The organism is uncultured Desulfobulbus sp. (assembly GCF_963662935.2).
Taxonomy (GTDB): Bacteria; Desulfobacterota; Desulfobulbia; order Desulfobulbales; family Desulfobulbaceae; genus Desulfobulbus.
The window spans coordinates 2,741,332-2,765,921 of record NZ_CAXXTL010000002.1; the positions used below are offsets into that span (position 1 = coordinate 2,741,332).

General features: G+C 52.8%; 26 protein-coding genes and 1 pseudogene. 26 read left to right on the top strand and 1 reads right to left on the bottom strand.

The window, feature by feature from the left end; translation table 11 throughout:
• Nucleotides 1-78: 78 nt before the first annotated feature.
• The 26 genes from ACHZCX_RS16450 (at nucleotide 79) to asd (ending at nucleotide 23,611) form a co-directional block, all read left to right on the top strand.
• Nucleotides 79-522, top strand: a complete 444-nt coding sequence (locus tag ACHZCX_RS16450; RefSeq protein ID WP_319588283.1) for a PPC domain-containing DNA-binding protein — start codon at nucleotides 79-81, stop codon at nucleotides 520-522.
• 142 nt (nucleotides 523-664) lie between these two features.
• The gene (locus ACHZCX_RS16455) at nucleotides 665-1,144 is read left to right on the top strand and encodes a DUF1456 family protein (RefSeq protein WP_319588284.1); all 480 of its coding nucleotides are present in this window, start codon (nucleotides 665-667) and stop codon (nucleotides 1,142-1,144) included.
• A gap of 106 nt (nucleotides 1,145-1,250) precedes the next feature.
• A complete protein-coding gene (locus ACHZCX_RS16460) occupies nucleotides 1,251-1,985 on the top strand; it encodes an MBL fold metallo-hydrolase (RefSeq protein ID WP_319588285.1) in 735 nt (244 codons plus the stop codon).
• A 183-nt stretch (nucleotides 1,986-2,168) separates the two neighbouring features.
• Nucleotides 2,169-3,701 (top strand): polyphosphate:AMP phosphotransferase, encoded by a 1,533-nt coding sequence (pap, locus tag ACHZCX_RS16465; protein ID WP_319588286.1) that lies wholly within the window; start codon nucleotides 2,169-2,171, stop codon nucleotides 3,699-3,701.
• Between the two features lie 148 nt (nucleotides 3,702-3,849).
• Entirely contained in the window at nucleotides 3,850-4,374 is a 525-nt protein-coding gene (locus ACHZCX_RS16470) for a hypothetical protein (protein WP_319588287.1), read from the top strand.
• 135 nt (nucleotides 4,375-4,509) lie between these two features.
• Complete coding sequence (locus ACHZCX_RS16475; protein WP_319588288.1) at nucleotides 4,510-4,809, top strand: DUF6172 family protein; 300 nt, start codon at nucleotides 4,510-4,512, stop codon at nucleotides 4,807-4,809.
• Nucleotides 4,810-4,929: 120 nt separating this feature from the next.
• The gene (gene rsgA, locus ACHZCX_RS16480) at nucleotides 4,930-5,964 is read left to right on the top strand and encodes a ribosome small subunit-dependent GTPase A (RefSeq protein WP_319588289.1); all 1,035 of its coding nucleotides are present in this window, start codon (nucleotides 4,930-4,932) and stop codon (nucleotides 5,962-5,964) included.
• Between the two features lie 124 nt (nucleotides 5,965-6,088).
• Nucleotides 6,089-7,273 carry a hypothetical protein gene (locus ACHZCX_RS16485; RefSeq protein WP_319588290.1) on the top strand — a complete coding sequence of 395 codons (1,185 nt, stop codon included), beginning with the start codon at nucleotides 6,089-6,091 and terminating at the stop codon, nucleotides 7,271-7,273.
• 75 nt (nucleotides 7,274-7,348) lie between these two features.
• Nucleotides 7,349-7,657, top strand: a complete 309-nt coding sequence (locus ACHZCX_RS16490; RefSeq protein WP_319588291.1) for a hypothetical protein — start codon at nucleotides 7,349-7,351, stop codon at nucleotides 7,655-7,657.
• Between the two features lie 350 nt (nucleotides 7,658-8,007).
• Nucleotides 8,008-8,280, top strand: coding sequence for a hypothetical protein (locus tag ACHZCX_RS16495; RefSeq protein WP_319588292.1), 273 nt, complete (start codon nucleotides 8,008-8,010; stop codon nucleotides 8,278-8,280).
• 74 nt (nucleotides 8,281-8,354) lie between these two features.
• The gene (locus ACHZCX_RS16500; RefSeq protein ID WP_319588293.1) at nucleotides 8,355-9,059 is read left to right on the top strand and encodes a hypothetical protein; all 705 of its coding nucleotides are present in this window, start codon (nucleotides 8,355-8,357) and stop codon (nucleotides 9,057-9,059) included.
• A gap of 3 nt (nucleotides 9,060-9,062) precedes the next feature.
• Entirely contained in the window at nucleotides 9,063-10,082 is a 1,020-nt protein-coding gene (locus ACHZCX_RS16505; protein WP_319588294.1) for a hypothetical protein, read from the top strand.
• 78 nt (nucleotides 10,083-10,160) lie between these two features.
• A complete protein-coding gene (locus ACHZCX_RS16510) occupies nucleotides 10,161-11,840 on the top strand; it encodes a hypothetical protein (RefSeq protein ID WP_319588295.1) in 1,680 nt (559 codons plus the stop codon).
• Between the two features lie 101 nt (nucleotides 11,841-11,941).
• Entirely contained in the window at nucleotides 11,942-12,589 is a 648-nt protein-coding gene (locus ACHZCX_RS16515) for a DUF480 domain-containing protein (RefSeq protein ID WP_319588296.1), read from the top strand.
• A gap of 71 nt (nucleotides 12,590-12,660) precedes the next feature.
• Nucleotides 12,661-13,479 (top strand): 5-oxoprolinase subunit PxpA, encoded by an 819-nt coding sequence (locus ACHZCX_RS16520; protein ID WP_319588297.1) that lies wholly within the window; start codon nucleotides 12,661-12,663, stop codon nucleotides 13,477-13,479.
• Nucleotides 13,480-13,497: 18 nt separating this feature from the next.
• Entirely contained in the window at nucleotides 13,498-14,211 is a 714-nt protein-coding gene (pxpB, locus tag ACHZCX_RS16525) for a 5-oxoprolinase subunit PxpB (protein ID WP_319588298.1), read from the top strand.
• Complete coding sequence (locus tag ACHZCX_RS16530; RefSeq protein WP_319588299.1) at nucleotides 14,208-15,167, top strand: biotin-dependent carboxyltransferase family protein; 960 nt, start codon at nucleotides 14,208-14,210, stop codon at nucleotides 15,165-15,167. Before pxpB ends, ACHZCX_RS16530 begins: the two co-directional genes overlap by 4 nt.
• 15 nt (nucleotides 15,168-15,182) lie before the next feature.
• A complete protein-coding gene (locus ACHZCX_RS16535; RefSeq protein ID WP_319588300.1) occupies nucleotides 15,183-15,407 on the top strand; it encodes a 4Fe-4S binding protein in 225 nt (74 codons plus the stop codon).
• Complete coding sequence (locus tag ACHZCX_RS16540; protein WP_319588301.1) at nucleotides 15,397-16,545, top strand: 2-oxoacid:acceptor oxidoreductase subunit alpha; 1,149 nt, start codon at nucleotides 15,397-15,399, stop codon at nucleotides 16,543-16,545. The genes ACHZCX_RS16535 and ACHZCX_RS16540 overlap by 11 nt, the downstream gene beginning before the upstream one ends.
• 1 nt (nucleotide 16,546) lies before the next feature.
• Complete coding sequence (locus ACHZCX_RS16545) at nucleotides 16,547-17,356, top strand: 2-oxoacid:ferredoxin oxidoreductase subunit beta (RefSeq protein WP_319588302.1); 810 nt, start codon at nucleotides 16,547-16,549, stop codon at nucleotides 17,354-17,356.
• Entirely contained in the window at nucleotides 17,353-17,898 is a 546-nt protein-coding gene (locus tag ACHZCX_RS16550) for a 2-oxoacid:acceptor oxidoreductase family protein (protein ID WP_319588303.1), read from the top strand. Before ACHZCX_RS16545 ends, ACHZCX_RS16550 begins: the two co-directional genes overlap by 4 nt.
• Before the next feature lie 315 nt (nucleotides 17,899-18,213).
• Complete coding sequence (gene hisD, locus ACHZCX_RS16555; protein ID WP_319588304.1) at nucleotides 18,214-19,524, top strand: histidinol dehydrogenase; 1,311 nt, start codon at nucleotides 18,214-18,216, stop codon at nucleotides 19,522-19,524.
• Complete coding sequence (rsmG, locus tag ACHZCX_RS16560; RefSeq protein ID WP_319588305.1) at nucleotides 19,511-20,161, top strand: 16S rRNA (guanine(527)-N(7))-methyltransferase RsmG; 651 nt, start codon at nucleotides 19,511-19,513, stop codon at nucleotides 20,159-20,161. Before hisD ends, rsmG begins: the two co-directional genes overlap by 14 nt.
• Before the next feature lie 108 nt (nucleotides 20,162-20,269).
• A complete protein-coding gene (gene leuB, locus ACHZCX_RS16565; RefSeq protein WP_319588306.1) occupies nucleotides 20,270-21,352 on the top strand; it encodes a 3-isopropylmalate dehydrogenase in 1,083 nt (360 codons plus the stop codon).
• Nucleotides 21,353-21,532: 180 nt separating this feature from the next.
• Complete coding sequence (prs, locus tag ACHZCX_RS16570; RefSeq protein WP_319588307.1) at nucleotides 21,533-22,453, top strand: ribose-phosphate diphosphokinase; 921 nt, start codon at nucleotides 21,533-21,535, stop codon at nucleotides 22,451-22,453.
• A 39-nt stretch (nucleotides 22,454-22,492) separates the two neighbouring features.
• Nucleotides 22,493-23,611 carry an aspartate-semialdehyde dehydrogenase gene (gene asd, locus ACHZCX_RS16575; RefSeq protein ID WP_319588308.1) on the top strand — a complete coding sequence of 373 codons (1,119 nt, stop codon included), beginning with the start codon at nucleotides 22,493-22,495 and terminating at the stop codon, nucleotides 23,609-23,611.
• A 506-nt stretch (nucleotides 23,612-24,117) separates the two neighbouring features.
• Here asd and ACHZCX_RS16580 read toward each other — a convergent pair.
• A pseudogene (locus tag ACHZCX_RS16580) lies at nucleotides 24,118-24,261 on the bottom strand (tyrosine-type recombinase/integrase); the annotation flags it as partial.
• Nucleotides 24,262-24,590 lie beyond the last annotated feature (329 nt).

A 24,590-nucleotide genomic window follows, 5' to 3' on the forward strand; every position in this document is an offset into this window, starting at 1 on the left:
AGGGGTCCATGAACAAGGCTGCGTGTGGATGCACAAAGAGACATCGATGATGGCCGATTTTTTTAAGGAGATGATGCTATGAAATTTTCAGAGGCACGGCAGGGCAGAGTATTTGTTCTTCGGCTGGAAGACGGCGATATCGTCCACGAAACCATTGAGCAGTTCGCTGTTGATCAGAATATTGAGGCAGCATCTCTCCTCATTGTTGGCGGAGCGGACGATGGCAGTCGACTGGTGGTCGGGCCAAGGAGAGACCGCGGCCTCCCCTTGGATGCCATGAAATATGAACTGGAACATGCCCATGAAGTTGCTGGCGTCGGCACCCTTTTTCGGGATGAGGAGGGGACGCCGCTCCTTCATATGCACATGGCCTGCGGCAGAGCCGGTGCAACGGTTACCGGTTGTATCCGCGATGGGGTGAAAGTGTGGCATGTCATGGAGGTGATCATGCAAGAATTGGTGGGGACCACCGCGAGAAGAGCACGGGAAGAGCCTCTTGGCTTGAAGTTGCTGCGGCCATAGGGCACGAGAGTCATTGCGCTCTTAAGGGATCGAAGAAGTTTGGCCCGTTGTGCTGCAGGCTTTGGCCCACCCTATCCAGAGAAGAACAATCGGCGAAAGTTGTCTGTAGCCTAAGAATAATAAATGAGAAAAAGGAATTCTTTTGAAAAATAACGATGTATTGCGAAGTGTCCGCTATGCCTTCGATTTGAGTGATTCAGCCATGATAGCGCTCTGCAGCACAGCTGATCATCAGGTCACTCGGGGGCAGGTCAGCGATTGGTTGAAAAAAGAGGACGACCCCGCTTTCCAGAATTGCAGCGATAGGCAGTTGGCCATTTTTTTAAATGGTTTGATTGACCAAAGGCGCGGCAAACAAGAAGGGCGGCAATTGGAACCGGAACAGCGTTTAACCAACAATATCATTTTGAAAAAATTGAAAATAGCCTTGGATTTGAAAAGCGAAGATATTCTTGAGATTATGGCACTGGCACAGTTCAGCATAAGTCAGCATGAAATAAGTGCGTTGTTTCGAAAGCCCGACAATAAGCACTACCGTCTTTGTAAGGATCAAATTTTGCGAAATTTTCTTAAAGGCGTGCAGCGTAAATATCGACCGAATAACCCTGTCGCGGAAACCTGAAGGATCTTGTATCCTAACAAAATTCGTTTTGGGGTCGGCTTGGGAAAAATCCAACAGTCTTGGCTTCCGGATGGAACGTCGAACAATTAATAGAAGGCCAGCTTATATGAAAATCGCATTCGTTCTCATGGTTATGATGACCCTCGGTGTGCTGACGGCCACAGCCCAAGAGGTGGTAAAAAGGGATGTCATCAAAACCTCGGCCGGCGACCTGGAACTTGTCTTCATCGGCCACTCGTCACTGATGATGACCTTCCGCGGCAAGATTATCCATTTTGATCCCTACGGCAAAATGGCAGATTACAAGAAACTGCCCAAGGCGGACCTGATTTTTATCACCCACGATCATAATGACCATTTCGATCTGGCGGCTCTGCAGGCTATTCAAAAAAAAGAGACGACTGTGATTCTCCCTCCCATCTGTTCTGAAAAGGTGCCGGAAGGTTGGATCATGGAAAATGGCGAATCCCTGACGGTGCAAGGTGTTGAAGTTCAAGCTCTTCCTGCCTTCAACATGGTGCATAAGCGGGAAAGTGGCCAAGCCTATCATCCGAAAGGTATTGGCAATGGCTACGTGCTGACCTTTGGTGACAAACGGATATATGTGGCGGGCGACACCGAAAACATCGCGGATATGAAGGCTCTGAAAGGAATCGACTGCGCCTTTCTGCCCATGAGCGTGCCCTCGACGATGACCCCAGAGATGGTGGCCGATGCGGCGAAGGCGTTCAAACCGAAAATTTTGTACCCTTACCACTACAACGAGACTGATCCGAAAAGGCTGACGGAGCTCTTGAAAAACACGCCGGTTATCGAGGTGCGCATCCGGCAATTGCGGTGAATGGCAGCATGGTGCCATCTCCTCTCGCCGGCATCAGGACATCTCCTGAAGGATCGATTCCGGCAAAAAAAGCGAAAGGGACGCAACGTAAGGGGGCTGGGCCGGGAGATGGGGAGCATATGCGGCAACTTCTTAAGTTCGTGTCCAACGCATTGAATGCCCTACCAGGAGAGGAGGAAATATATGTTTGAATCAGCGGAATTGGGACACAAAATCAAGAAATCTGTTTATGAGGAGGAAGTTCCTCTCTTGCGTGAGGCCCTGCTCAATACCCAGATGGAACTGGCAAAATCGGCCAGGCTTCCGGTGATTATTCTGATCGGTGGCCTGGATGGCGCGGGACGTGGCGCAACCGTCAACCTGCTCAACGAATGGATGGATCCCCGCCACATTCAAACCCATGGCATGGGCGAACCTTCCGACGAGGAACTCGATCGCCCTATGATGTGGCGTTTCTGGAGAGCCCTGCCGCCAAAGGGGAAGATTGGGGTCTTCCTTGGCTCCTGGTACACCTGGCCGATCCTTAATCGGGTGAATGGTGTCACCAAGGATGCCGATCTTGAACACAGCTTGGAGCGGGCCAAACGGCTGGAAAAAATGCTGGTAGACGAAGGGGCCCTGTTGATCAAGTTTTGGCTGCACCTCTCCAAGGAGAAACAGAAAAAACGTCTCGAAGTATTGGAAAAGAACCCCTTGACCCGTTGGAAAGTCACCGACCGTGACTGGAAGCACTTCAAGGCCTATGACAAGTTTCAGGAAGTCCATGAAAATGTCATCCGTCATACCAGTACGGCCGAGGCCCCCTGGCTGATTGTGGAAGGCGAGGATGCGAATTACCGCAACCTGACCGTGGGCAAAGTTATTCTCAAGGCAATTCAGGATCGGCTGGAACAGGAAAAGGCGCCGCCGCTCAAGGTTCTGGCACCGCCCTTGATGCCCTCCATCGACAACTTGCACCTGTTAAAAACCCTGGACATGGGCCAGGCAATCGAAAAGGACAAGTTCAAAATCAAACTGGAAAAATACCAGGGCAAGCTCAACGAGCTGACGCGCGACCCCAAATTCAAGTACATGTCGGTGATTGCGGTGTTCGAGGGGAACGATGCCGCCGGCAAGGGAGGCAGCATCCGTCGCATTACCGGTGCACTGGATGCCCGCTATTATCAGGTCATCCCCATTGCCGCCCCCACTGAGGAAGAGCGCGCCCAGCCTTATCTGTGGCGATTCTGGCGCCATCTCCCGCGGAAAGGGCGGGTGACGATTTTTGACCGCTCCTGGTACGGTCGGGTACTGGTGGAACGAGTTGAGGGATACTGTGCCGAGGCCGACTGGATGCGGGCGTATAGTGAAATCAACGAGTTCGAGGCACAAATGGTCAGGCACAATCTGCTGGTTGTTAAATTCTGGCTGGCCATTACCAAGGACGAGCAACTGCGGAGATTCGAGGATAGGCAGAAAACAGGCTTCAAGAGCTTCAAGATTACCGAGGAGGACTGGCGTAACCGGGAAAAGTGGGAGCAATACGAACAGGCTGTGTGCGACATGGTGGATCGGACCAGCACACTGATTGCTCCGTGGACGCTGGTGGAATCCAATGATAAGAACTTTGCGCGCCTCAAGGTGCTGAAAACCTTGTGCGAAAAGATTGAAACGAAGCTCAAGGAATTGTACGAAGAGGGGGTTGACTACCTGGACAAACCCAAGAAGCGCCGCTGATACCTGCCACCTCGTTGATCAACTCCATGGTCATTTGAATTGAAACTGTGTCGACCCACCAAGGAACCCGTCAAGATCGCCGAAAAAAGAGTGACTTATTGTAAACCATTCATAATCTGCAATAATCTATAATAAAAGAGAGAAATATATGAGTAATTCAGTCGTTAAATATGAAGAATTGAATCCTGAGCAAATTTTTTTGGAACTCGTGAAGAGATTTCCCCAAATGAAAAGAAGAGAGGGGAGCACTATAGGCGAAGTGTTTGGTGATGGGTGGGAATCGCTCAATGCAGCATCCAGGGAAATTGCGGAAAAAAAGTTCAGAAAAAAAATTAATGGCCATGAAATTCATGGAATTCGTTATGACGACAACAATGATGGTCTTTATTATTTAGCCAGATATAGCGCCGACGAGATCTTCTTTGAGATCATAAAAAGATTTCCGATGGTTAGCCATGGATCAGAAGTCTGTTTGCGCGAACTCTTTGGTGAAGAATGGTTTTTATTCGGCAGGAAAAGTAGAGAAGTGGCAGAGGAGAGATTTGTGAATGCAATTCGAGACGCAGATGTCAAAGGCATCAAATTCGTCATGAACAAAACAAATTTTGAACTCTTCAAAAACGAAAACAACGAAATACTGTATACGAGAATTGCCAACGACACCTACTGCTGAAGACAAACAACATCGGTTGCAGCCGGTTCAGTATCGGGGTTCCTGACCTCGGGGGAATATGCTCCCTTTAATCTTAGCTTGATGTACACCAATTCATCAGGTTAGATCGGCCTCTTCCCATTTTTGAGGATACAAATGAGAAAAACATTTCAATTAAGCCATCCGAAAATCAAACTTGCCCGACTTGTAGAAGCTATAAAACACGAGGTCAAAAAGTACATCAAAAGAGAGCGCAATAAAAAGTTGCCGGAGGATGTCGACTTCTGGGATTTCGACTGCAAATATGGCCCCACTGCTGAAGAGGCGAATGTTATTCACTTGTCTGAAATAAATAAATGCATAGATAAGGCCGAAGAACAGCATCTTGAGTCGTTTTATTTGGAAATTCTGGTTAAGCCGGGGCACAGAACGAAAAAGCTGCAACCCAATGAGTAAATGCTATGGGAAAGGGTGGCGTGCCTTGCAAAGGATACAGTCATTCGAGCGCCACTGAGCTCCACGATACTTGTCGAGAGAGTGACTAAAAATTCAGGCTGGAAAACGAAATATGCTTCCATGGAATTGATTGAACTTGGCATGGATCAGTGGTTCAAGGACCATGCCCATGAACTTTGTCAACCTGAACAACGAATAGCTCGAGTAACAGCGGTTGATCGTGGCCAGTGTATCGTGAGTAATGAGGTCGGCGAGGTCCCTGCCAAGGCCACCGGTGCTTTTATGAGCTCTCTTCAATTGACCACCGATATGCCTTGCGTTGGTGATTGGGTTTGTGTGGATTACCCTAGCTCGAGTAATTTCGCTAGTATCCATACGGTTTTGCCGAGAAAATCGTTTCTGCGGCGAAAATCTGCTGGAAAGAGCCTTAAGTTCCAGATGATCGCTGCAAATATTGATGTGGTCTTCATTGTTCAATCGTGTCACTTTGATTTTAATGTGAGTAGGCTTGAACGGTACCTGTTGATGGCGAATGAAGGTCATGTTGAACCAATATTGATCTTGACCAAAAAAGATTTGGTGAGTGCAGAAGCATTGGCACACTTGATCGAAAAAATTCGCGGTGCAGGGATACAAGCCAGGATTCTGGCTATCAGCAATGTCACGGGATCCGGTTTGGGGCAGGTCAAAGAGGTGATGCGTTTAGGCAAAACGTATTGTCTGGTCGGATCCTCTGGAGTCGGCAAGAGTACGCTTATTAACCAACTTACCGGCCATGATATAGTCAAAACCGGAAGCGTCAGCACTTCTGGAGAAGGACGACATACAACGGTTCGTCGTCAGCTTATTCTTCTTGAGCAGGGGGCAATGCTTGTTGATACACCGGGAATGCGAGAGGTCGGCATTTTGGTTGCCAGCGAAGGAATGGATGATAACTTCGATGATATCCAGCAGCTTTCCTCTGGGTGCCGCTTCACAAATTGCGGTCACACCAATGAACCGGGATGCGCTGTTTTGGCGGCGATAGAAGACGGTCACCTGCAATCGGAGCACTTTCAGAATTATACGAAGCTCAAGGCGGAATCAGCCTTGAATGAAATGTCGTATGTTGACAAGCGGAAAAAGGCCAACAAAGCTCATCTTCCGCATCACTAAATCAACAGTGCGTGAAGGCCAGGTCTCGAGCCAGAACCAAAGTTCAGCCGCGAACGACAGCTGCGGCGTCGAGTTTGCAAGCAATTGAAAGGAAGTACATACGCACTCAAAGAGAGGGATGAATATGTTGGGATTTCCTCGCGAGGTTCGGAACCCGCACCGCAGAATTCCCCTTGAAATTCCCGAGGGGGTCACCGCTACCGAGTTTTTTAACAGCCCCTGCAATCTGAGGCATCTCTCCCGTGAAAACGGTTTGTTGCGGACCAAGGAGGGATTTCTTCTCTACCGGAAGGCCATTGGACATTCGAACCTTTTTGACACCTCCATTATTCTGGATACCTCGCAAACCATCCTCGATCCACTTGGACGGCCAGTCCGGCGGGATCAGCTGGACCGGGAAGAGAAGTTGGTGTTCAGCCGGATGACCCAGGTTGTTTTTGACTACATGCTGGAGAAGTATCCCGATCCAGAAAGGTATCTGGTGTTTTGCGGAGAGGCGAGTCTTGACGCCACCTGGCCCCTGAGTAAACCAGGGGTGCCAAGTATCCGCATGATGCACAACCATTTTATGGTCTTTGACCAAGATGAACTCAGGGCCTCTCCGGCCGCGGCTGATGATGATCCGAACCTGACCGACAGCGGCAACAACGGACTCTTTCTCCAGTATCTTTCCACAGTCTATCACCGCTTTTTTGAAATCCTCGATCTGGAAATTCTCGAGCCTCTCAACCCCGATCAGGCGAGGATTAAGGTGACCGGATACCCTCAGGGGCTGCCAAGCTGGCGGGTTAAAGGCGGTGCCTCCGCGCTTAAAAACGGGAGATTCTGGCGGGAGTATGACATGGTACTCGAGGGGTTTCTTGATTTTTACCGAGCCTTTTTCACCTTGGTGGCAACCAATGAAACCAAGGTCCCTTCGGAGGCCCATTATCCAGAGCAGATTGAAAACGTGTTGTTTTTCAGTGATGAGTTTCACCGTGCCGCCCGCATTCTGCGCCTCATGGTTCTTGAAGACCCGTTGTTCGCAAATGACATCCGCTGGCGGCCCGCATACAAACAATTGCTTTACCGTGACGACGCGGGACAGTTGATTGTCACTATTAGTCAGAATGCGGTCGGCAATGCCATCACCGAGCTGTTAGGAATCGTGATCAAGCGGGTGGAAGATGACGCGGCCTATGCCTGTAGTGAGCCGGCCTTAGTGAAGCAGCTTTTGGAATTGCGAAACAGGTTGGTTTGGACCAACCTCGGTGAACCGCTCTCCACCCCTTCCTGGCCGCATGGGAGTTTCGTCCCGCCAAAGCGGTAAAAAAGCTTTTGGCGCGACTGCTTTTTCGGCCAGCCGGTTGTATCATCGGCAGACATCTGAAGGAGAATAAATCAAATGAAAATTTCAGACTGGTTGGATAAAAAGGAAGCAGAACAAGGGGATGTCTCTCAAATTGTACTGCCTGCAAATATGTTTTATGACCAAGACCCGGATGAAACTCTTTTTTTTAAAGAGATCAATCCCTGCGGCTTTTTTTGCACCGAAAATCACCCGTTTTCTACGGTCGAACGTTTTGGGCACTGGTATTACTGTAAGGGGCAAGACCGGAAAGCAGGTATTCATTCATCAGAAATGAAGTGGAGGCTTTTTACAAAGGACAAAGGCGTCGCCCTTCAAGCGGCGAAAGAACACATCGAAGAATAAAATTAAAATGATCCCACACTGAACTGTCATCGGGATTCTTTTTTGCCCAGAAGATTCATTTCGTCATCAACGATATTCATCCGGCCACGACGTCTCGAACACCGCCAATTCCTCAAGTCTAGATATTGGCCGATATCGCAGGTTTTCGGGCGATCTGGCCGACAGAGCCCTGGCCTAACTATTCGGTGATACACTACTCCTTCATATGGCGAAGACTCCTCATGAAAAATAGGTCTCAATCGATAATTATCGACAGTTGAAAAAGTCAGTGACCCTATCCGTAAACAGTCTTAAGATTGCCCATAACTTTTCTCGACGTAAGTCAAGAAACATAATCAGAGGAGCATGTCATGAACAGGTTTTGTGTGTTTTTCGTTTGCGCGGCTATTGCTGTGACCATCGCCGGTTGCGGAGTGCCCACGGTCAACCCCAACTACTCTTCAGCCAATCCAGATCTGATGCGAATTGGTGGAGAAAAGCCAGGGGACAAGGGGCCTGAGATTGTAAATATGGGGTCTTATTGCCTGAGTGTTACAGAGAAATGGAAAGCCGACGGAAAAACCCCGGATGGCCAAACGCTCTGGACCAAGGACAGTCTTCGTAAGGCTATCCCTTGTCGGTAGGATCGGTTGTTCCGATAAAATGTGCTGGTCTTGATGAGGGGCCGGCTCCTTCAGGCCTCAAGTAAGGGATTATTATGAAAAAATTTTTCAACCTATTGTTCCTGTTTTCGGCAGCGGTCCTTCTTACTTCTATAGTGAGCGCTACAGCCCAAGAGCAGCGCAGAATCGTTCTGCGCGATTCGCAGTTCAAGGAATCGTTGCTTCAAAAGGTGACGGTTTCAGGGGGGATTCGTGCTGGTTTTATGTTTCAAAGTTCAATGGACCATGTCGATATTCATGAACTCTATATACACCTGCCGCAGGATATTGAGGAACAGGATGCTATGTTGTGCGTGAACATGGTGAGTCGTGATGGCCGTTACACTGCATCTTGGGAATATGGTCTTGGGCAACAGTCGCATGGTTCTATCGCGGTCAATTTGCCCTCAAAATATCAAGAACAGATATCCGGTTATTCGACTGATGCGTTAGTTGTCCTTGCAGCCATAACGAAAAAGGATTGTACATCTGAAGAGAGTCGATATGTTCCAGCTAGCTGGGGTGAAAAACATGAGTTGGATTACATACTGTATGTGAATTCAGGAAATGCAGAAACTGCCATTGGCATACCTGGGAAAAAAGAAAAAATTCAATGCTCGAAAATTGACTCCGGGAGCACGGTGGCGTATGACACCAAATGTATAATGGAAAAAAATATGATAGGCGATGCTAAAAGCATCTTCTTGGTTAGGAATAACTTTGGTAATAGATTGCCAAATATAGAATTTCAGTTGAGGTAACTTGTGAAAATTGCGAAGGCATTGAATACATGCACTTCAATCATAAGAGATGTTTTCCTTGCTGCACTGGTTGCTGATCCAGAAAAAAAACAATTTTTTCATATCAAAAAACAATATCCGCGTCTGTTGCAATTTCTCTCCATATTGCTTTGTGTTTACGTGGCTTTTTTACTGTTTTTAATAGCGAAGATTGTCATCACTTCGTCAAGTAAGGGGTCTTTTATAGTTACGGCGAGAACGGAACGAATTGAATACTCTCCTGAGAGTATCGATCCCCCAAGAATCGCATTTCGCAATGCTACCTTTTACTGGGATGAAGAGAGTGATGCGGATTTTGACCCTTTGGCTTCGGTCGCATCGAAATTTAAATCACTGCCCCCGGAAGTTGGGGGGACCGTCCAGATACAGGGAAAAGCTACCATTATTTTTTCAAGAGTAGGCAAGGGACCTTTACATATACAAATAAAAAGCTCCAATCCGATTCTTGTTTTCAATGAAAACGATCAGAAAATATTTTCCTTGCCTTCCAATATTGATTTAGTTCTGAATGATCTTTCTCTTTTAACCAACAAGGGTGTTGCGTGGAAATATAATCTTGATGGGCCATTGATCATAGGTCGTGTTCCAACATTTGGAGCTGATCAATTCAATGGCCTTCTGCTTGAGGGGGAAATCCAGATGGTGGCCAAGCAATTGTTATCTGGGAATCATTATAAAGTTGAACCCTATAAACTGCAACTTGGTGATGAAATCCAATTTGTACCTGCAGAGCCAAGGACAAGTGGATTGTTGACTTTTGACGGCGATAGGGGGCTTCAGGTTGCTGCTATTGTCGAGGCAAAATCTGCAACCATTAAAAAATTCAGAGATACTCATCTTAAGATTCAAAACAATTTATGGTCTAAGCTTGGCAAAGATGAAGAATTGGTGATTACTTGGGCGATAATGCTTACGGTTCCTGGTTTTCTTGTATTCCTTACCCGTATGCTTTATTTCCACCTGCAGATGAATTCAAATACCTAATCATTTTCTCTTCAAAAATACGTCTTGGTCTAAAACTCACGATTTAACTTACTTTTTTACTGCTCGAAAATTGTTATTATGAAAAAACAGTTTCAATTATATAAATTTTTTATTCTCTTTTTTATAAATATATATTTTGCTCCTTCTCTTTTTGCTGCAGACGTTTATTTGAAAATGGATAGTAACGAATTTGGCCAAGGGGTCATGCGCCAGCGTGGTCAAGAATGTCTCGTTATAACGCCTGCGCATGTTGTGGAAAATGCCTTTCAGATAGAAATGACAACATCAGACAGGTCAAAATATGCAGCAGAGATGCTTGAAATGTTCCCGGGTGACATCAGTGTGCTTCGAATAGTCAACGGGGATTCGACCGTTTGCCGCCACGCAAGTTGGTCAAGTAAAACCAATTTAAACGGCCTCTTGGAAATAGAAAAGCACGGAGAATTGAGGACAATGCTCGCCGACGGAAGTCTCCGTATAACGGATGTCGATATTGTCGGTTATGACAAATACCGAAACATTAATGTTCGTCCCAGAAATATGGCGGATGCACTTTCGAAAGGGGAGAGTGGAAGCCCACTGTATATAGCCAATCAGTTTTCTGGTATACTTCTCTCTGTTAAAGAAGATATCGGCAATGTTATTCGCCAAGATGCACTCGCCAATACTCTAGCCTTATTTTTTAAAGAGTCCATTCAAACCAGTCAGCAAGGTGCAATGCCATTCAATGGGGCTAAGAAAGCGAATAGTCCTTCGAAAGAGAACGAACCCGCAATCGAGATGGAATTCATAGGTACAATTGCAAAAAGTGCCGTAGCTGTGCACCAAGTGAAGCTTGTTGAAAACAGTCCGATTCGTATAAACTTCCTTGCAACAGGAGATTCAGAGAAGTTCAATTTTGAGATTTGGGACTCAAATAGAACGATTGTGCTTCGGAACCCTTCCCAGCATTATAGTGGAACTGAATCTTTCACTGTTTCATTCACCCCACCCAAAAGCGATACGTATTCATTTTATATTACAGGAACTGAAGGTGAAGGGAAGTATAAGGTCAAGATATCGTCAATTGCATTCGACTCTCAATTGCGCAGTGAGGCTAATGTGATTCAGGTTGGGGGCAAGGCCGCAGCAGGCGTAATCGCCCAAGGTGCTGTGGCAAAATATCGAGTCAGTCTTGAAAAAAATAGCCCTGTTCGCTTGAATTTTTTGGCTACAGGAGAGCGGGGTAAATATACTATCGAAATTTTGGATTCAACTGGGAAAGCCGTCTATAGAAATCCATCCAGGAATTATAGTGGAACAGAAACTTTCACTCTTGCATTTACCCCACCAAAAAACGATACTTATGCATTGCACATCATAGGGACTGATGATGAGGGAAAGTACAATTTCAAAATATCAGCGATTGCACTGGATTCTCAATTGCGGGGAGAAACAAATATAGTCCAGATTGGAGACGACCCTGTTGGGGGTGTTATTGCCCAAGGTGCTGTAGCAGAATACCGGATCAAGGTGGAAGCAAATAATCCGATGCGCTTGAACTTTTTCGCAACAGGGGACCTTGGAAAGTATAATGTTGAAATTGTCGATTCAACGAGTAAGTCTGTTTATCTAGACCCTTACAAACGTTATAGCGGAACAGAAGCTACCAGCATTCCATTCGCAACATCGAAAAGTGATTTCTACTCTTTGCGAATCATCGGAACTGAAGGCGAATGTAGGTACTTATTCAATGTAACAGGTAAGGTGGAAAAATAAATATTTTACAAAGTATCGGCATAATCTCGCCATTTATTGATCATATTTAGACAGAAACTTTTCGTTTTTTTAAAAGAATTGAGAAAGAGGTCTTCCATCCTATGGAGATAGATTTAGATACAATTGAAGTACGGGTTCTTGGTAGCCTGATGGAAAAAGAGTTGGCCACTCCTGAATACTACCCACTTTCATTAAATGCATTGATCAATGCCTGCAATCAGAAAACCAATCGAGCTCCCGTTCTTTCCCTTGACGAAAAAGCGGTGAGCGTCGCCCTGCAATTGTTAAAGGAACAGCGTATCGTTTATCAAAGCGATGCGAGCCGCGTTCCGAAATACTGGCAGTCTTTTACCAAACAAAATAATCTTAATAGTCGTGAATCTGCATTGCTTTGCTTGCTCTTGCTTCGCGGACCTCAGACAGCTGGGGAATTGCGCAGTCGGGCGGAGAATATGTGTTCTTTCGAAGATCTGGATCAGGTCTTCCTCTCCTTGGAAAACCTCACGACAACCGGCTTGGTTGCGCAATTGGCCCGGCAGCCAGGCCAAAAAGAACAGCGCTTTGTCCACCTGCTGGCGGTCGAATCGGGCAACACTGATCATATTGTCGCCCGACCGGAACCTGTGCTGATTGAAAGGGTTTCAGTACATACTCGTCTTGAGACACTTGAGCAATCGGTGGCGGCCTTGAGGGGAGAAATCGAACAACTGAAAAATGATTTTTCCTCTTTCAAGAAACATTTTGAATAGCCTGATGGGGCAGGGTGGTGATGAACAGTGTTGGGTTAGAAAATTTTTCATGTTGTTAGTGTGATGACCGGATGAACGTTGATCTCAACTGTGACATGGGCGAAAGCTTCGGGGCATACATCCTGGGAAGGGATGCGGAAATCATTGCAACTATTTCCTCGGCCAACATTGCCTGCGGTTTTCATGCCGGCGACCCGCAGGTAATGAACCGGACTGTCAAACTCGCCCATGACCACGGGGTTAGCATCGGTGCGCATCCCGGATTTCCCGATCTTCTTGGCTTTGGCCGCCGGAACATGGACTGTAGCCTCGATGAAATCCGTGATTACCTTACCTACCAGATCGGGGCGCTCCAGGCCTTCTGCACCGCCCACGGTACTCGCTTGCGCCATGTCAAACCGCATGGCGCCCTGTACAATATGGCGGTCGGCAACGCGTCGCTGGTCCGCGCTATTGCCCAAGCCATCGCCCGAGTTGACCGGCGCCTTCTCATGGTCGCGCTTGCCGGTAGGGACAATGGGCACATGGCCGCTCTCGCCGCGGAAGAAGGGATCACCCTGGTGTTCGAGGCCTTTCCTGACCGTGCCTACACGCCGGAAGGCACCTTGGTTTCCCGTCACCTACCCGATGCTGTCATCCATGATCCGGAAGAGGCGGCCGCACGGGCGTTGCTGATGGTCACCGAAGGCGTCGTCCTTGCTCTCGATGGCACGCCGGTACCGCTCTCGGCGCAGACCCTTTGCGTCCACGGAGACAATCCCCAGGGTGTGGCCTTGGCCGCGACCATCCGCAGACGTTTGGAAGCAGCGGGTGTCACCATCCGGCCCATGGCGGGCGGCAGAGACGAGTCCCTTGCTCGCGATTCGGTAGGCGCTCCTCCTGAGTCCTAATAATTGAAAAGGGAGCAAATGGAACAGGCGCCCCATCCCGATCACCAGGTGCAGTTTCGGATCAGCGGTGATCGGGCGCTCCTAGCGGTGTATGGGGCCGGAGTTGATCCTGCGGTCAATGAGAAGGTGCGCCGGATGGCAGCCCTGGTCAATTCGATCCACCATCCGGGCATTGAGGCCGTGGTTCCGTCCTATTGCACCCTTGCTCTCTACTACAATTCCCTGCACATCCGTTGGGCCGATTTGGCCCATCTCCTCCTGGACCTTGAGCAGAGGCTGGATGAAATTGCCGATCTCGAAGCGGCAACCGTTGACATCCCGGTTTGTTATGGCGGCGAGCTGGGGCCGGATCTCGACTTTGTGGCGGCGCAGAACGGAATCAGCCCGGATGAGGTGATCCGAATACACAGTGCTGTTTCCTATCGTATTTATGCCATTGGCTTTGCCCCCGGATTCTGCTACCTTGGCGGGCTCGATTCCCGGATTCACGCCCCGCGTCACCCCACCCCGCGTCTGCAGGTGGCCGCCGGTTCGGTGGGGATTGCCGGCAGTCAAACCGGCGTCTACCCTTTGGCCAGTCCGGGCGGTTGGCAATTGATCGGCCGCACGCCGCTCTGTCTGTTTGCTCCTGATCGGGCGCCGCCGATTCCCTATCAGTCCGGTGATACCCTCCGTTTCAGGCCGGTTTCGTTCGAGGAATTCGAGCATCTACAACAGGGTGCAGATTCATGAACCAGGCTTTTCGCATCCTTTCGCCGGGGCCTGGAGCCACGATCCAGGATCTGGGCAGGGTTCACGCCTATCATCTGGGTGTCCCGGCTTCCGGGGCGCTGGATGACTATGCCCATCGGGTTGCCAACTGGCTGGTCGGTAATCCCTCCACCTGCGCGACGCTCGAGATGGCAATGATCGGTGCCTGCATCGAGATTCTCGGAAAAGCCGATATTGCCGTGACCGGCGCCCGCATGAACCTGCGCATCAACGGTGAGCCGGCGCGGCAATGGACATCGCTCCGGGTGCGGCCGGGGGATAGGCTCGAACTGGGTTTTGCCGAAAACGGCTGCCGTTCCTTTCTCGCTGTTACCGGCGGCATTGATGTCCCGGAAGTGCTCGCCAGCCGATCCACCTATGTCGGTGGCAAGATCGGTGGTTTCAGGGGACGTGCCCTTGTCAGCGGCGACATCTTGCCTCGTGGGGAAGGACCGTTGCTTAAGCATTCTCGCAGCCTGCCCTGGATTCCGCTCTATCCTGAACCCCTTGTCCTCCGGGTCATTGCCGGCCCGCACGACCAGTTTTTCCGCCAGGCGCAGGACCGCTTTTTTGCATCGACCTTCAGGGTGACCAACCAGAGCAACCGCATGGGGTGCCGGCTGAGCGGGCCATCCGTGGATCGCGACCCCGAGGCTCCGGCAAGTATCGTTTCAGAACCGGTCGTGCCGGGAAATATCCAGATTCCCGCCGACGGCCAGCCGATCATCTTGCTCAAGGAACAAACAATCGGCGGCTATACCTGCATCGCCACTGTGGTGACGGCGGATCTCTGGCGAATCGCTCAAGTCAAACCTGGAGATACTGTCAAGTTTACCCGGGTCTCCCTTGAGGAGGGCCAGTGCATCTATTGGCAGTGGATGGAATTTCTCGCGGACACGGAGCTTCTCCTGGCTGGTGATCCGTTGCAGAGTCTTTAAAAATATGAGGATGGGATGGCACGACAGAAACTCAAAGAGGTGGTGATTAACCAAGAATGGTGCAAAGGGTGCGGCATCTGCGTGGCGCTGTGTCCCAAGCAGGTGCTGGAACTGGACGCCCAGGGGAAGGCAACGGTCGTCCGGCCCGAGGACTGCATCTGCTGCACCCTCTGTGAACTCCGGTGCCCGGATCTCGCCATCACGGTGTTGGTCAATCGGGAGAACGAACATGACAAATAAGATTCGATTTGTGCAAGGCAACGAGGCCTGTGTCGAGGGCGCGTTGTACGCCGGCCTGTCGTTCTATGCCGGTTACCCGATCACGCCGTCGACCGAGATTGCAGAGTTGCTGGCCGAGCGGCTGCCGGCCAAGGGCGGCAAATTTATTCAGATGGAAGACGAAATTGCCTCCATGTGCGCCATCGTCGGCGCCTCGCTGACCGGCCGAAAAGTGATGACCGCCACCAGCGGACCCGGTTTTTCGCTCAAGCAGGAGGCCATCGGCTACGCCTGCATGGCGGAAATCCCGTGCGTTATTGTCAATGTCCAGCGTGGCGGCCCCTCCACGGGCAATCCCACCCACGTCGGCCAGGGGGACATCAACCAGGCCCGGTGGGGCACCCACGGCGATCACAATATCATTGCCATGACCGCCTCTAACCATCAGGATGTTTTTGCGGTGACCGTGGACGCTTTCAATCTGGCCGAAACCTATCGCACGCCGGTGATTCTGCTCTTTGACGAGACCATCGGCCACATGCGGGAAAGATTGGTCATCCCTGAACCGGGCGAGCTGGATTTGGTCCAACGGCTGCACACCTCGGTTCCCAAGGATGTTGATTACCGGCCCTACCTGCCCCGCGAGGACGGCCGTCTGCCCATGTCCGATTTCGGCGGCGAGCATCGCTACAATGTCACCGGTCTCTACCATGACATGTGGGGATTTCCCTCCAGCAACCCGACCATCGTCAGCGGGCTGCTCCGGCATCTGGTCGACAAGATCGACAACCGGGTGCATGAGATCACCCGTTTTAAGGAGCACTGCATGGAGGGCGCCGAGTATGTGCTCGTCTCCTATGGTGCTTCCGCCCGCTCGGCGATTCACCTGGCCAAGGAGCGGCGGTCCAGGGGGGAAAAGATCGGGGTGATTGAGCTGCAGACCCTCTGGCCTTTCCCCAGCGGGGTGATCCGGGAAAAATGTGCTGGCGCCAAGGCCGTGTTGGTGGTGGAAATGAATATGGGGCAGGTGCTTGCTCAGGTGCGGGCCGCAGTGAGGGAACCGGAAAAGGTCTTCCTTGCCAACCGGGTCGACGGCAAACTGATCGCACCTGACGATGTCAAGCAGGTTTTGCGGGTCATCCAGGGGAGGGGAGTCTGATATGGCGGTTCACGACTACATTCGGCAGCGCTTTTTTCCCCACCTGTGGTGTCCGGGCTGCGGCCATGGCACAATCCTCAACGCCCTGCTGCGGGCGGTGGACGACCTCAAGCTCAATAAAAACGATCTGGTTATGACCTCGGGCATCGGCTGTTCCGCCCGCATTTCCGGATACGTTGACTTCCATTCCCTGCACACCCTGCACGGGCGGGCCCTGGCCTTCGCCACCGGGGTGAAATTGAGCCGGCCGGAATTGACCCTGATCGTGCCCATGGGGGACGGCGACGCCCTGGCCATCGGCGGCAACCATTTCATCCATGCCGCCCGCCGCAACATCGACATCACCGCCATTGTCATGAACAACAAAATTTACGGCATGACCGGCGGTCAGTTTTCGCCACTCTCCGGTCCGGGCATCCTGGCCACCACCGCCCCTTACCGCACCATCGACAGCAGCTTCGACGTGGTCGAGCTGGCGAAGGCAGCGGGTGCGACCTTTGTCGCCCGGTCAACGACCTATCATGCCAGGGAAAGCATTGATATCCTCAAAAAGGCCATTGTCCACAAAGGATTTTCAGTGGTCGAGATTCTGTCCCAATGTCCCACCTATTACGGACGGAAAAACAAGGAGGGCGAGGCGGCGCAGATGATCGAGCAGTATAAGCACAGCACCGCCAAACTCGGTTCCAAGGCCTTGGAGGAGAATCCGTCCCTGATCCCCTTGGGCATTTTCGTTGACATTGAAAAACCGGAGTATTGTCAGGAGTACGACAAAATCATCACTCAGGCGATGCAGGGGGCAGGGCAATGAAACGGACCCGACTGGTTTTTTCAGGTTCAGGCGGTCAGGGGGTGATTACCGCAGCGATTCTGCTGGGTGAGGCGGCAGTGATCCACGAGGGGATCAATGCGGTTCAGTCCCAGAGTTACGGGGCCGCGGCTAGGGGCGGCGCTACCCGCAGCGATATTATTCTCGCGGATGACGAGATCTATTTCCCGGTGGTGACCCAGCCTAATATCGTGGTCTGCCTGACGCAGGAAGCGTACAACAGCTTTGCCCCTGAAGTCATCCCCGGCGGGATTCTGCTGTCGGATACCCGCTCCGTGCAGACGACCCGCAATGTCGATGCCCGGCAGATCGAGCTGCCGATGTATGCGGCCGTCATGGAGGAGATCGGCAAACCCATCGTCTTCAATATCTGTGTCCTTGGCGCCCTGATCGGCATCGCTGATCTGGTCAGGTCCGAGTCGGTGCTTAAGGCGATCAAGGAGCGAGTGCCCACCGAGTATATCGAGTTAAACACCAGGGCGTTCAATATTGGTCTTGGTCTGGGCCTGCCGTTTCGGCGCTGATCTGCGCCGCGTCCGAGCAGGGGAAGTAGCCTCGTCCCTTTCCCTTTAATCTTGAGTTGACAAGCGGCGAGGTGAGGAATAATACTCCTCACCCATTTTCCCATTGTTATCCGCAGTTGCATTGAAGATGTCCTGATCCGCTTGTATATTTCATGCGGTCACAATCCTTGGATTTGTCATTCCGAACGGAGGTGAGGAATCCCGGGATTTCTCCCGTTCGGTCGAAATGACAAGCCGGAAAATGTTAACTTGAAAGCAAACTGGAATTATCAACCCCTAGAGCAAGCCCTTGATGCAGCGATATGGTGAACCATCATGATTGAGATCGTTCGTCTGGCCTCCGACCCCGGTCGTCTGATAGCCGCAAAGATCCGCAACCGTTTTTCCGAGGAAACCGATGGCGATTGCCGGCAGGCTGTGTCCGGCATGCTTTCCAGGATCCGCCAGGAGGGCGATGCGGCACTGCTTGAGTATTGCCGGCAGTTCGATTGTCCGATCTTGACCGTCGAGTCTTTGCGGGTCAGTGCCGCCGAATTTGACCAGGCCGAGCGTGAGGTGGACGATGCCTTTCGCCAGACCCTGCAGTTTGCCGCCGACCGTATCCGAACCTTCCATGAGCGCGAGATGGAAGATTCCTGGATGCTGACCCGCGACGACGGCGCCATCACCGGTCGATTGGTGCGGCCGGTGGACAGTGCCGGTCTCTATGTTCCGGGCGGCAAGGAGGGCTCGACCCCTCTGGTCTCCTCGGTGCTGATGAACGGTATTCCGGCCCAGATCGCCGGTGTGGGGAGGCGGGTGATGGTGACACCACCCAGCCGTGAGGGGCGGATCAGCCCGGCCCTGCTGGTAGCGGCCCGTGCCATCGGCATTGATGAGGTCTACAAGGTCGGGTCTGCCTGGGCGGTCGGTGCGCTGGCCTACGGGACGGCAACCATCCCCCGGGTGGACGTCATCGTCGGGCCGGGCAACCAGTACGTGGCCGAGGCCAAGCGTCAGGTCATGGGCCGGGTGCGCATCGACATGATCGCCGGTCCCAGCGAGGTGCTGATTGTGGCTGATGAAACCGCCCAGGCCGCCTTTGTTGCCGCCGACATGCTGGCCCAGGCCGAGCACGATCCGCAGGCTCTGGCCATGGTGATCACCACCAGCGAACGGTTGGCGGGCGAGATCGTCAAGGAACTGGAACTGCAGCTGCCGCAGTTGCCCAGGGCCGAGATCGCCCGTACCTCCCTGGCGGAACGCGGCCTGATTTTACTCGCCGACAACCTGGAGCAGGCCATTGATCTGGCCAACGAGATTGCCATCGAGCACCTGGAATTGCAAGTCGCCGAAGCCTGGCAGTGGCTGCCCCGCATCCGCCATGCCGGGGCGATCTTTCTCGGTTCCTGGACCCCGGAGGCGGCGGGTGATTATGTCGCCGGTCCCAACCATGTGCTGCCGACCATGGGCACAGCCCGTATCTCCTCGGCCCTGGGGGTCGAAACATTCCTTAAAAAGAGTTCGATCATCTCCTATTCGCGCCAAGCCCTGGAGGCTGATGGCGAGCATATCCGCCGTCTGGCTGCGCTCGAAGGGTTGACAGCCCACGGCAATTCGGTGGCGGTTCGGCTTGGGACACGATAACCGCAGCCTCCTGCAACAGGGGGCTCAGCAACTGGGCTTGCCCCTCGGCAGTGAGGCCGTCGAGCGGCTGCTCGTCTACCTGGCCGAATTGATGAAGTGGAGCCGCCGGATCAATCTGATCGCCCGCGACACCCCGGAGGCGCAGGTGATCGAGAACCATTTTCTCGATTCGCTCACCCTCCTGCCTTTGCTGCACGGGGACGCGGTGCATCTGCTGGATGTCGGCACCGGAGCCGGTTTTCCCGGTCTGGCCTTGGCCTGCGTCCTGCCCGAAGGCCGCTTCACCCTGGTGGAGCCGCGCCAGAAACGGGTCACCTTTCTGCGCCATGTGATCCGCACCCTGGGGCTGACCAACACCGAGGTGGTTGCCGACCGGATCGAACCGCATGTTGCCGCCTGGCAGGGACGTTTTTCCCATATCACCAGCCGGGCAGTGGCCGAGCCGAGCCTCTTCTTGCCCCTGATCCGGCCTCTGGTCGCCCCGGCGACGCGGGTCATTCTTATGTTGGCTCGCGACGAGGCCCTGACCGGGATCGAGCAGCTCCCCTCCGGCCCCTGGCGGATTGACGATATAAAAAAAATTACGCTGCCCTTTTCCGGTGCGCCCCGGCTTCTGGCCGTCGCAACTGTGGCTTGAGGCTATTGCTACTTCTTTCTGGAATAATTGCGGTTGATCTGGTAGTAACAAAGTTTTTCCCACTCACACATTATCACGGAATTTTTCCGTTTCATAACGAGGATACTTATGGCACACAAGATTGCGATTTTAGCCGGTGACGGCATCGGCCCGGAAGTCATGGCCGAGGCCCTTAAGGTACTGGACGCCGTTCAGCAGAAATTCGGTTTTACCCTTGAATACACCAGCGCCGACGTCGGCGGCATTGCCATCGACAACCATGGCGAGGCCCTGCCCGCATCGACCCTGAAAGTCTGCGAAGCCAGCGAGGCCATCCTCTTCGGCTCGGTGGGCGGCCCCAAATGGGAAAACCTGCCGCCGGCCCAGCAGCCGGAACGGGCCGCGCTCCTGCCCCTGCGCAAACATTTCGACCTGTTCTGCAACCTGCGGCCTGCCAAGGTCTTCAAGGCCCTGGTCGGGGCCTGTCCGCTGCGGGCGGACATCGTCGGCGAGGGTTTTGATGTCCTGGTTGTGCGCGAGCTGACCTCGGGTATCTATTTTGGTCAACCCAAGGGCCGCGACGGCAGCGGACCCGACGAACGGGCCTGGGACACCAAAATCTACAAACGCTCCGAGATCGAGCGCATCGCCCGCATGGCCTTTGAGGCTGCCCGGCTACGCAACCGCAGGGTGACCTCGGTGGATAAGGCCAATGTGCTGACCTGCATGGTTTTCTGGCGAGAGGTGGTCACGGAAGTGGCCAAAGATTTTCCCGATGTGGAGCTGAACCACATCTACATCGACAACGCCACCATGCAACTGGTGAAAGATCCGCATCAGTTCGACGTCATGCTCTGCGGCAACATGTTTGGCGATATTATCTCCGATGAGGCTGCCATGCTGACCGGGTCCATGGGCATGCTGGCCTCGGCCAGCCTCAACAGCTCCAAATTCGGGATGTTCGAACCGGCTGGCGGCTCCGCCCCGGACATTGCAGGTCAGGGTATCGCCAACCCGATCGCCCAGATTCTCTCGGCAGCCATGCTGCTCAAGTACAGCCTGGGTCTGGATCAGGCAGCAGCGGCCATCGAGGCGGCAGTCGCGGCGATTCTCGACAAAAAGATCATGACCCGGGATATAGCCACCCCCGGCATTGCGCCGGTTTCAACCAAAGCCATGGGAGATGCCATCGTCGGCGAAATCCTGGCGTGATGCGCAGTGCACCCGCGATCTTCTTTGCAGCGGGTAGAATGTTTCGCGTGGACACACTTTTTGTGTTGTCATTCCGAACGGATGTGAGGAATCTCGGGGTGACTCCCCTGCGGTCGACAAGCAGGAGCGTGTCTGTTTGCGGGCAAACCGGATGAGGAACTGTCAAGAAGGAGGCACGGCATGCCGAGACGAAAAAATATCATTTTGATCTCCAACGGTTCTGCTGCCCGGATGGCCGCCGATGTGGCCAAGGAGCTGGACATCCCGGTGACCGAGATGATCACCCGGACCTTTGCCGATGGTGAAATTTTTCATGCCTTTCCTCGGGACATCGCCGGCAATGATCTGGTGATTATTGCCAACACCCCGGACGACACCGCCCACCAGGAGCTGATCGACCTGATTGCCGGCGCTCGCTACTGGAACGCCCTGTCGGTCAACGTGGTCATTCCCTACCTAGGCTACTCGACCATGGAGCGGGCCAAGCCCGACTCCGGCGAGATCCCCAAAGGCATCACCCGCACCCGGCAGGTCTTCCGGGCTCGGCCCGATTATGTCGCCTTTCTCGATCTCCATTCGGAATCGGTGATGCATGCCCATAGCGGCGAGGTCCGCACCCGCCACCTCTGGACCGAGCGGGTGGCGGCGGAGAAGATCCGGCAGATGCAGTTGGACAACATTGTCCTGGTGTCACCGGATTACGGCTTTTCCAAGCGGGTGGCGCGGCTGGCCGGGCTGCTCGATTGTCCGCACACCGCCGCCAACAAGGACCGCTACGATGTCGATCAGACCATTGTCGGCCAGTTGTCGGGCGCGGTGCGGGGCCGGACCGCGATCATCTGCGACGATATGATCCGCACCGGAGGCTCCATGCTGCAGACCGTGGATCGCTGTTACCAGGCAGGCGCTGTCGGGGTCATGGTCATGGCCACCCACCTGGTGCTGGCCGGCAAGGCTAGGGAGCGCTTCGTGGAAAAGGGCATCGGCTGTATCATCGGTGCCGACACCTATCCGGGCCGGGAGAGCGATGATCTTCTCCAGATCTATTCGGTGGCCCCAGTGATTGCCGATGAGTTGAAGGGATATTTTCGCCTGCACTAATCGCAGGGGGAACAACATATACAACAGCGGAAGGAAACTATGAAAAAAGTAGGTATTGTTGGCTGGCGCGGCATGGTCGGCTCCGTGCTCATGGAGCGGATGCGGCAGGAAGGGGATTTTCAGGGCTACGAACCCCGCTTTTTTTCCACCTCGCAGGCCGGTCAGGCAGGACCTGAGGTCAATGGCACGGTCTATGAACTGCTCGATGGCAGCAACGCTGCCCTGCTGGCGGAAATGGACATCATCGTTTCCTGTCAGGGCGGCAGCTATACCGGCGAAGTCTATCCGCAACTGATGGCCAAGGGCTGGCAGGGCTACTGGATCGACGCCGCCTCCAAGCTGCGCATGGATGAGGATGCAATTATTGTCCTCGATCCGGTGAACCGCGCCGTCATCGATCAGGGACTGGCCAAGGGCATCAAGAAGTACATCGGCGGCAACTGCACGGTTTCCCTGATGCTGATGGCACTGGGCGGACTGTTCGAGCAGGGCTGGGTGGAGTGGATCACCAGTCAGACCTATCAGGCGGCCTCCGGTGCTGGCGCCAAGAACATGCGCGAACTGGTTAACCAGATGCGGCTGGTCGGCGAAAACGCGGAGAATTTGCTGGATGCGCCAGCTTCGGCCATCCTTGCGCTGGATCGCAATGTGATCGAAACCCTGCGCAACCCGGCCTTCCCGATCAGCAATTTCGGCGCGCCGCTGGCTGGCAGCCTCATTCCCTGGATCGATACCGCCATGGACAACGGCCAGACCCGCGAGGAATGGAAGGGCGTCACCGAGACCAATAAGATTTTAGGCAATACCGGGCAGCCGATTCCGATTGACGGTTGTTGTGTACGCATCAGTGCTATGCGCTGCCACAGCCAGGCCTTCACCATTAAGCTGAAAAAAGATATCCCTCTGGCCGAGATCGAGCAGGCCATCGCCCATCACAACCAGTGGGTCTCTCTGGTGCCGAACACCAAGGAACAGACCCTCAAGGAACTGACCCCGGCCCGCGTCACCGGCACCCTCGATATCCCGGTGGGCCGCCTACGCAAGATGAACCTCGGACCCGAGTACCTCAGCGCCTTTTCTGTCGGCGATCAGTTGTTGTGGGGTGCTGCGGAACCGGTCCGCCGGATGTTGAAGATTGCTTTGGAGTATTTGGGGTAGACCTTAGGGCGCCGGGCGCGCTGAGATTGGTCGCCTGTTTTCGAAATGAACCCAAAAAAGCCGCTTCCTTTTCGGGAAGCGGCTTTTTTGGGTTGCGAGGCCAGCAAAATTGATTGCTGTTTTACCTTTTGGAAGGAATGTGGTCGGGTGTAGGGGCCGTTGCCACTGAGCCGGGCGGCGAGGTTCGGGGCTGGATGAAAGGGCAAACTGTTTGAGCGCAGCGAGTTTTTTGCCCCGCCGGCTCCGAATCTTGGTGACCGGGGTCGTCTCAGTGGCTTGGCTGCCCTTTCTTTAGCGGTGTGGCGCAAGACCACACGGTGGTTTCTTTTCTTTGAGTATGCAAAGAAAAGAATGGGAAGTCCGCAGGGATTTCCTCCATTTACATCCGAGATTCATACACTGTCCCTGAAACTCCTCAACTGATCCACGGCAAGCCTTTGTCTATAAATTATCCAGAGGTCTGCGCACGGCCAATCCAGGTCGATTGAGCACATGGGTGTGAACATGGTGGTGGCGACATCGGCATGATCAAGCAGTTCCTGCACGGTGCGGATGTCGGCGCCGTTCGCCAGCAGATGTGTGGCGAAGGAATGGCGCAGGGCGTGGGGAGTCACCCGCTGGGAGAGATTCGCCGCCCGCGCCGCCTTGCGATGTTTGTCTTTTGATTTTGTCATATTATATATATTGCCCAATCAATCGCTGATCTCAAGGACCATTTTTCAATCCATACCACGTCATGCAAAGACAAAAAAAATCACGTAACACCCTGGAGACGTTGCATATACAGGGTTATTTTTTGCCTTGACCAAGGCGCTGTCCACTGTGTATCTTACCCCCATATCTTGGCAGTTATTTGTTCGACTAATTAGCCTACCAATAATGCTCGAGTAAGGCTTCTTGAAAAAACTAATAAAATAAAAAAACTACAAAGAAGCACCCTTCCTGCAATTTAAAATCACGTCCCCTGTCCAATGCCGAG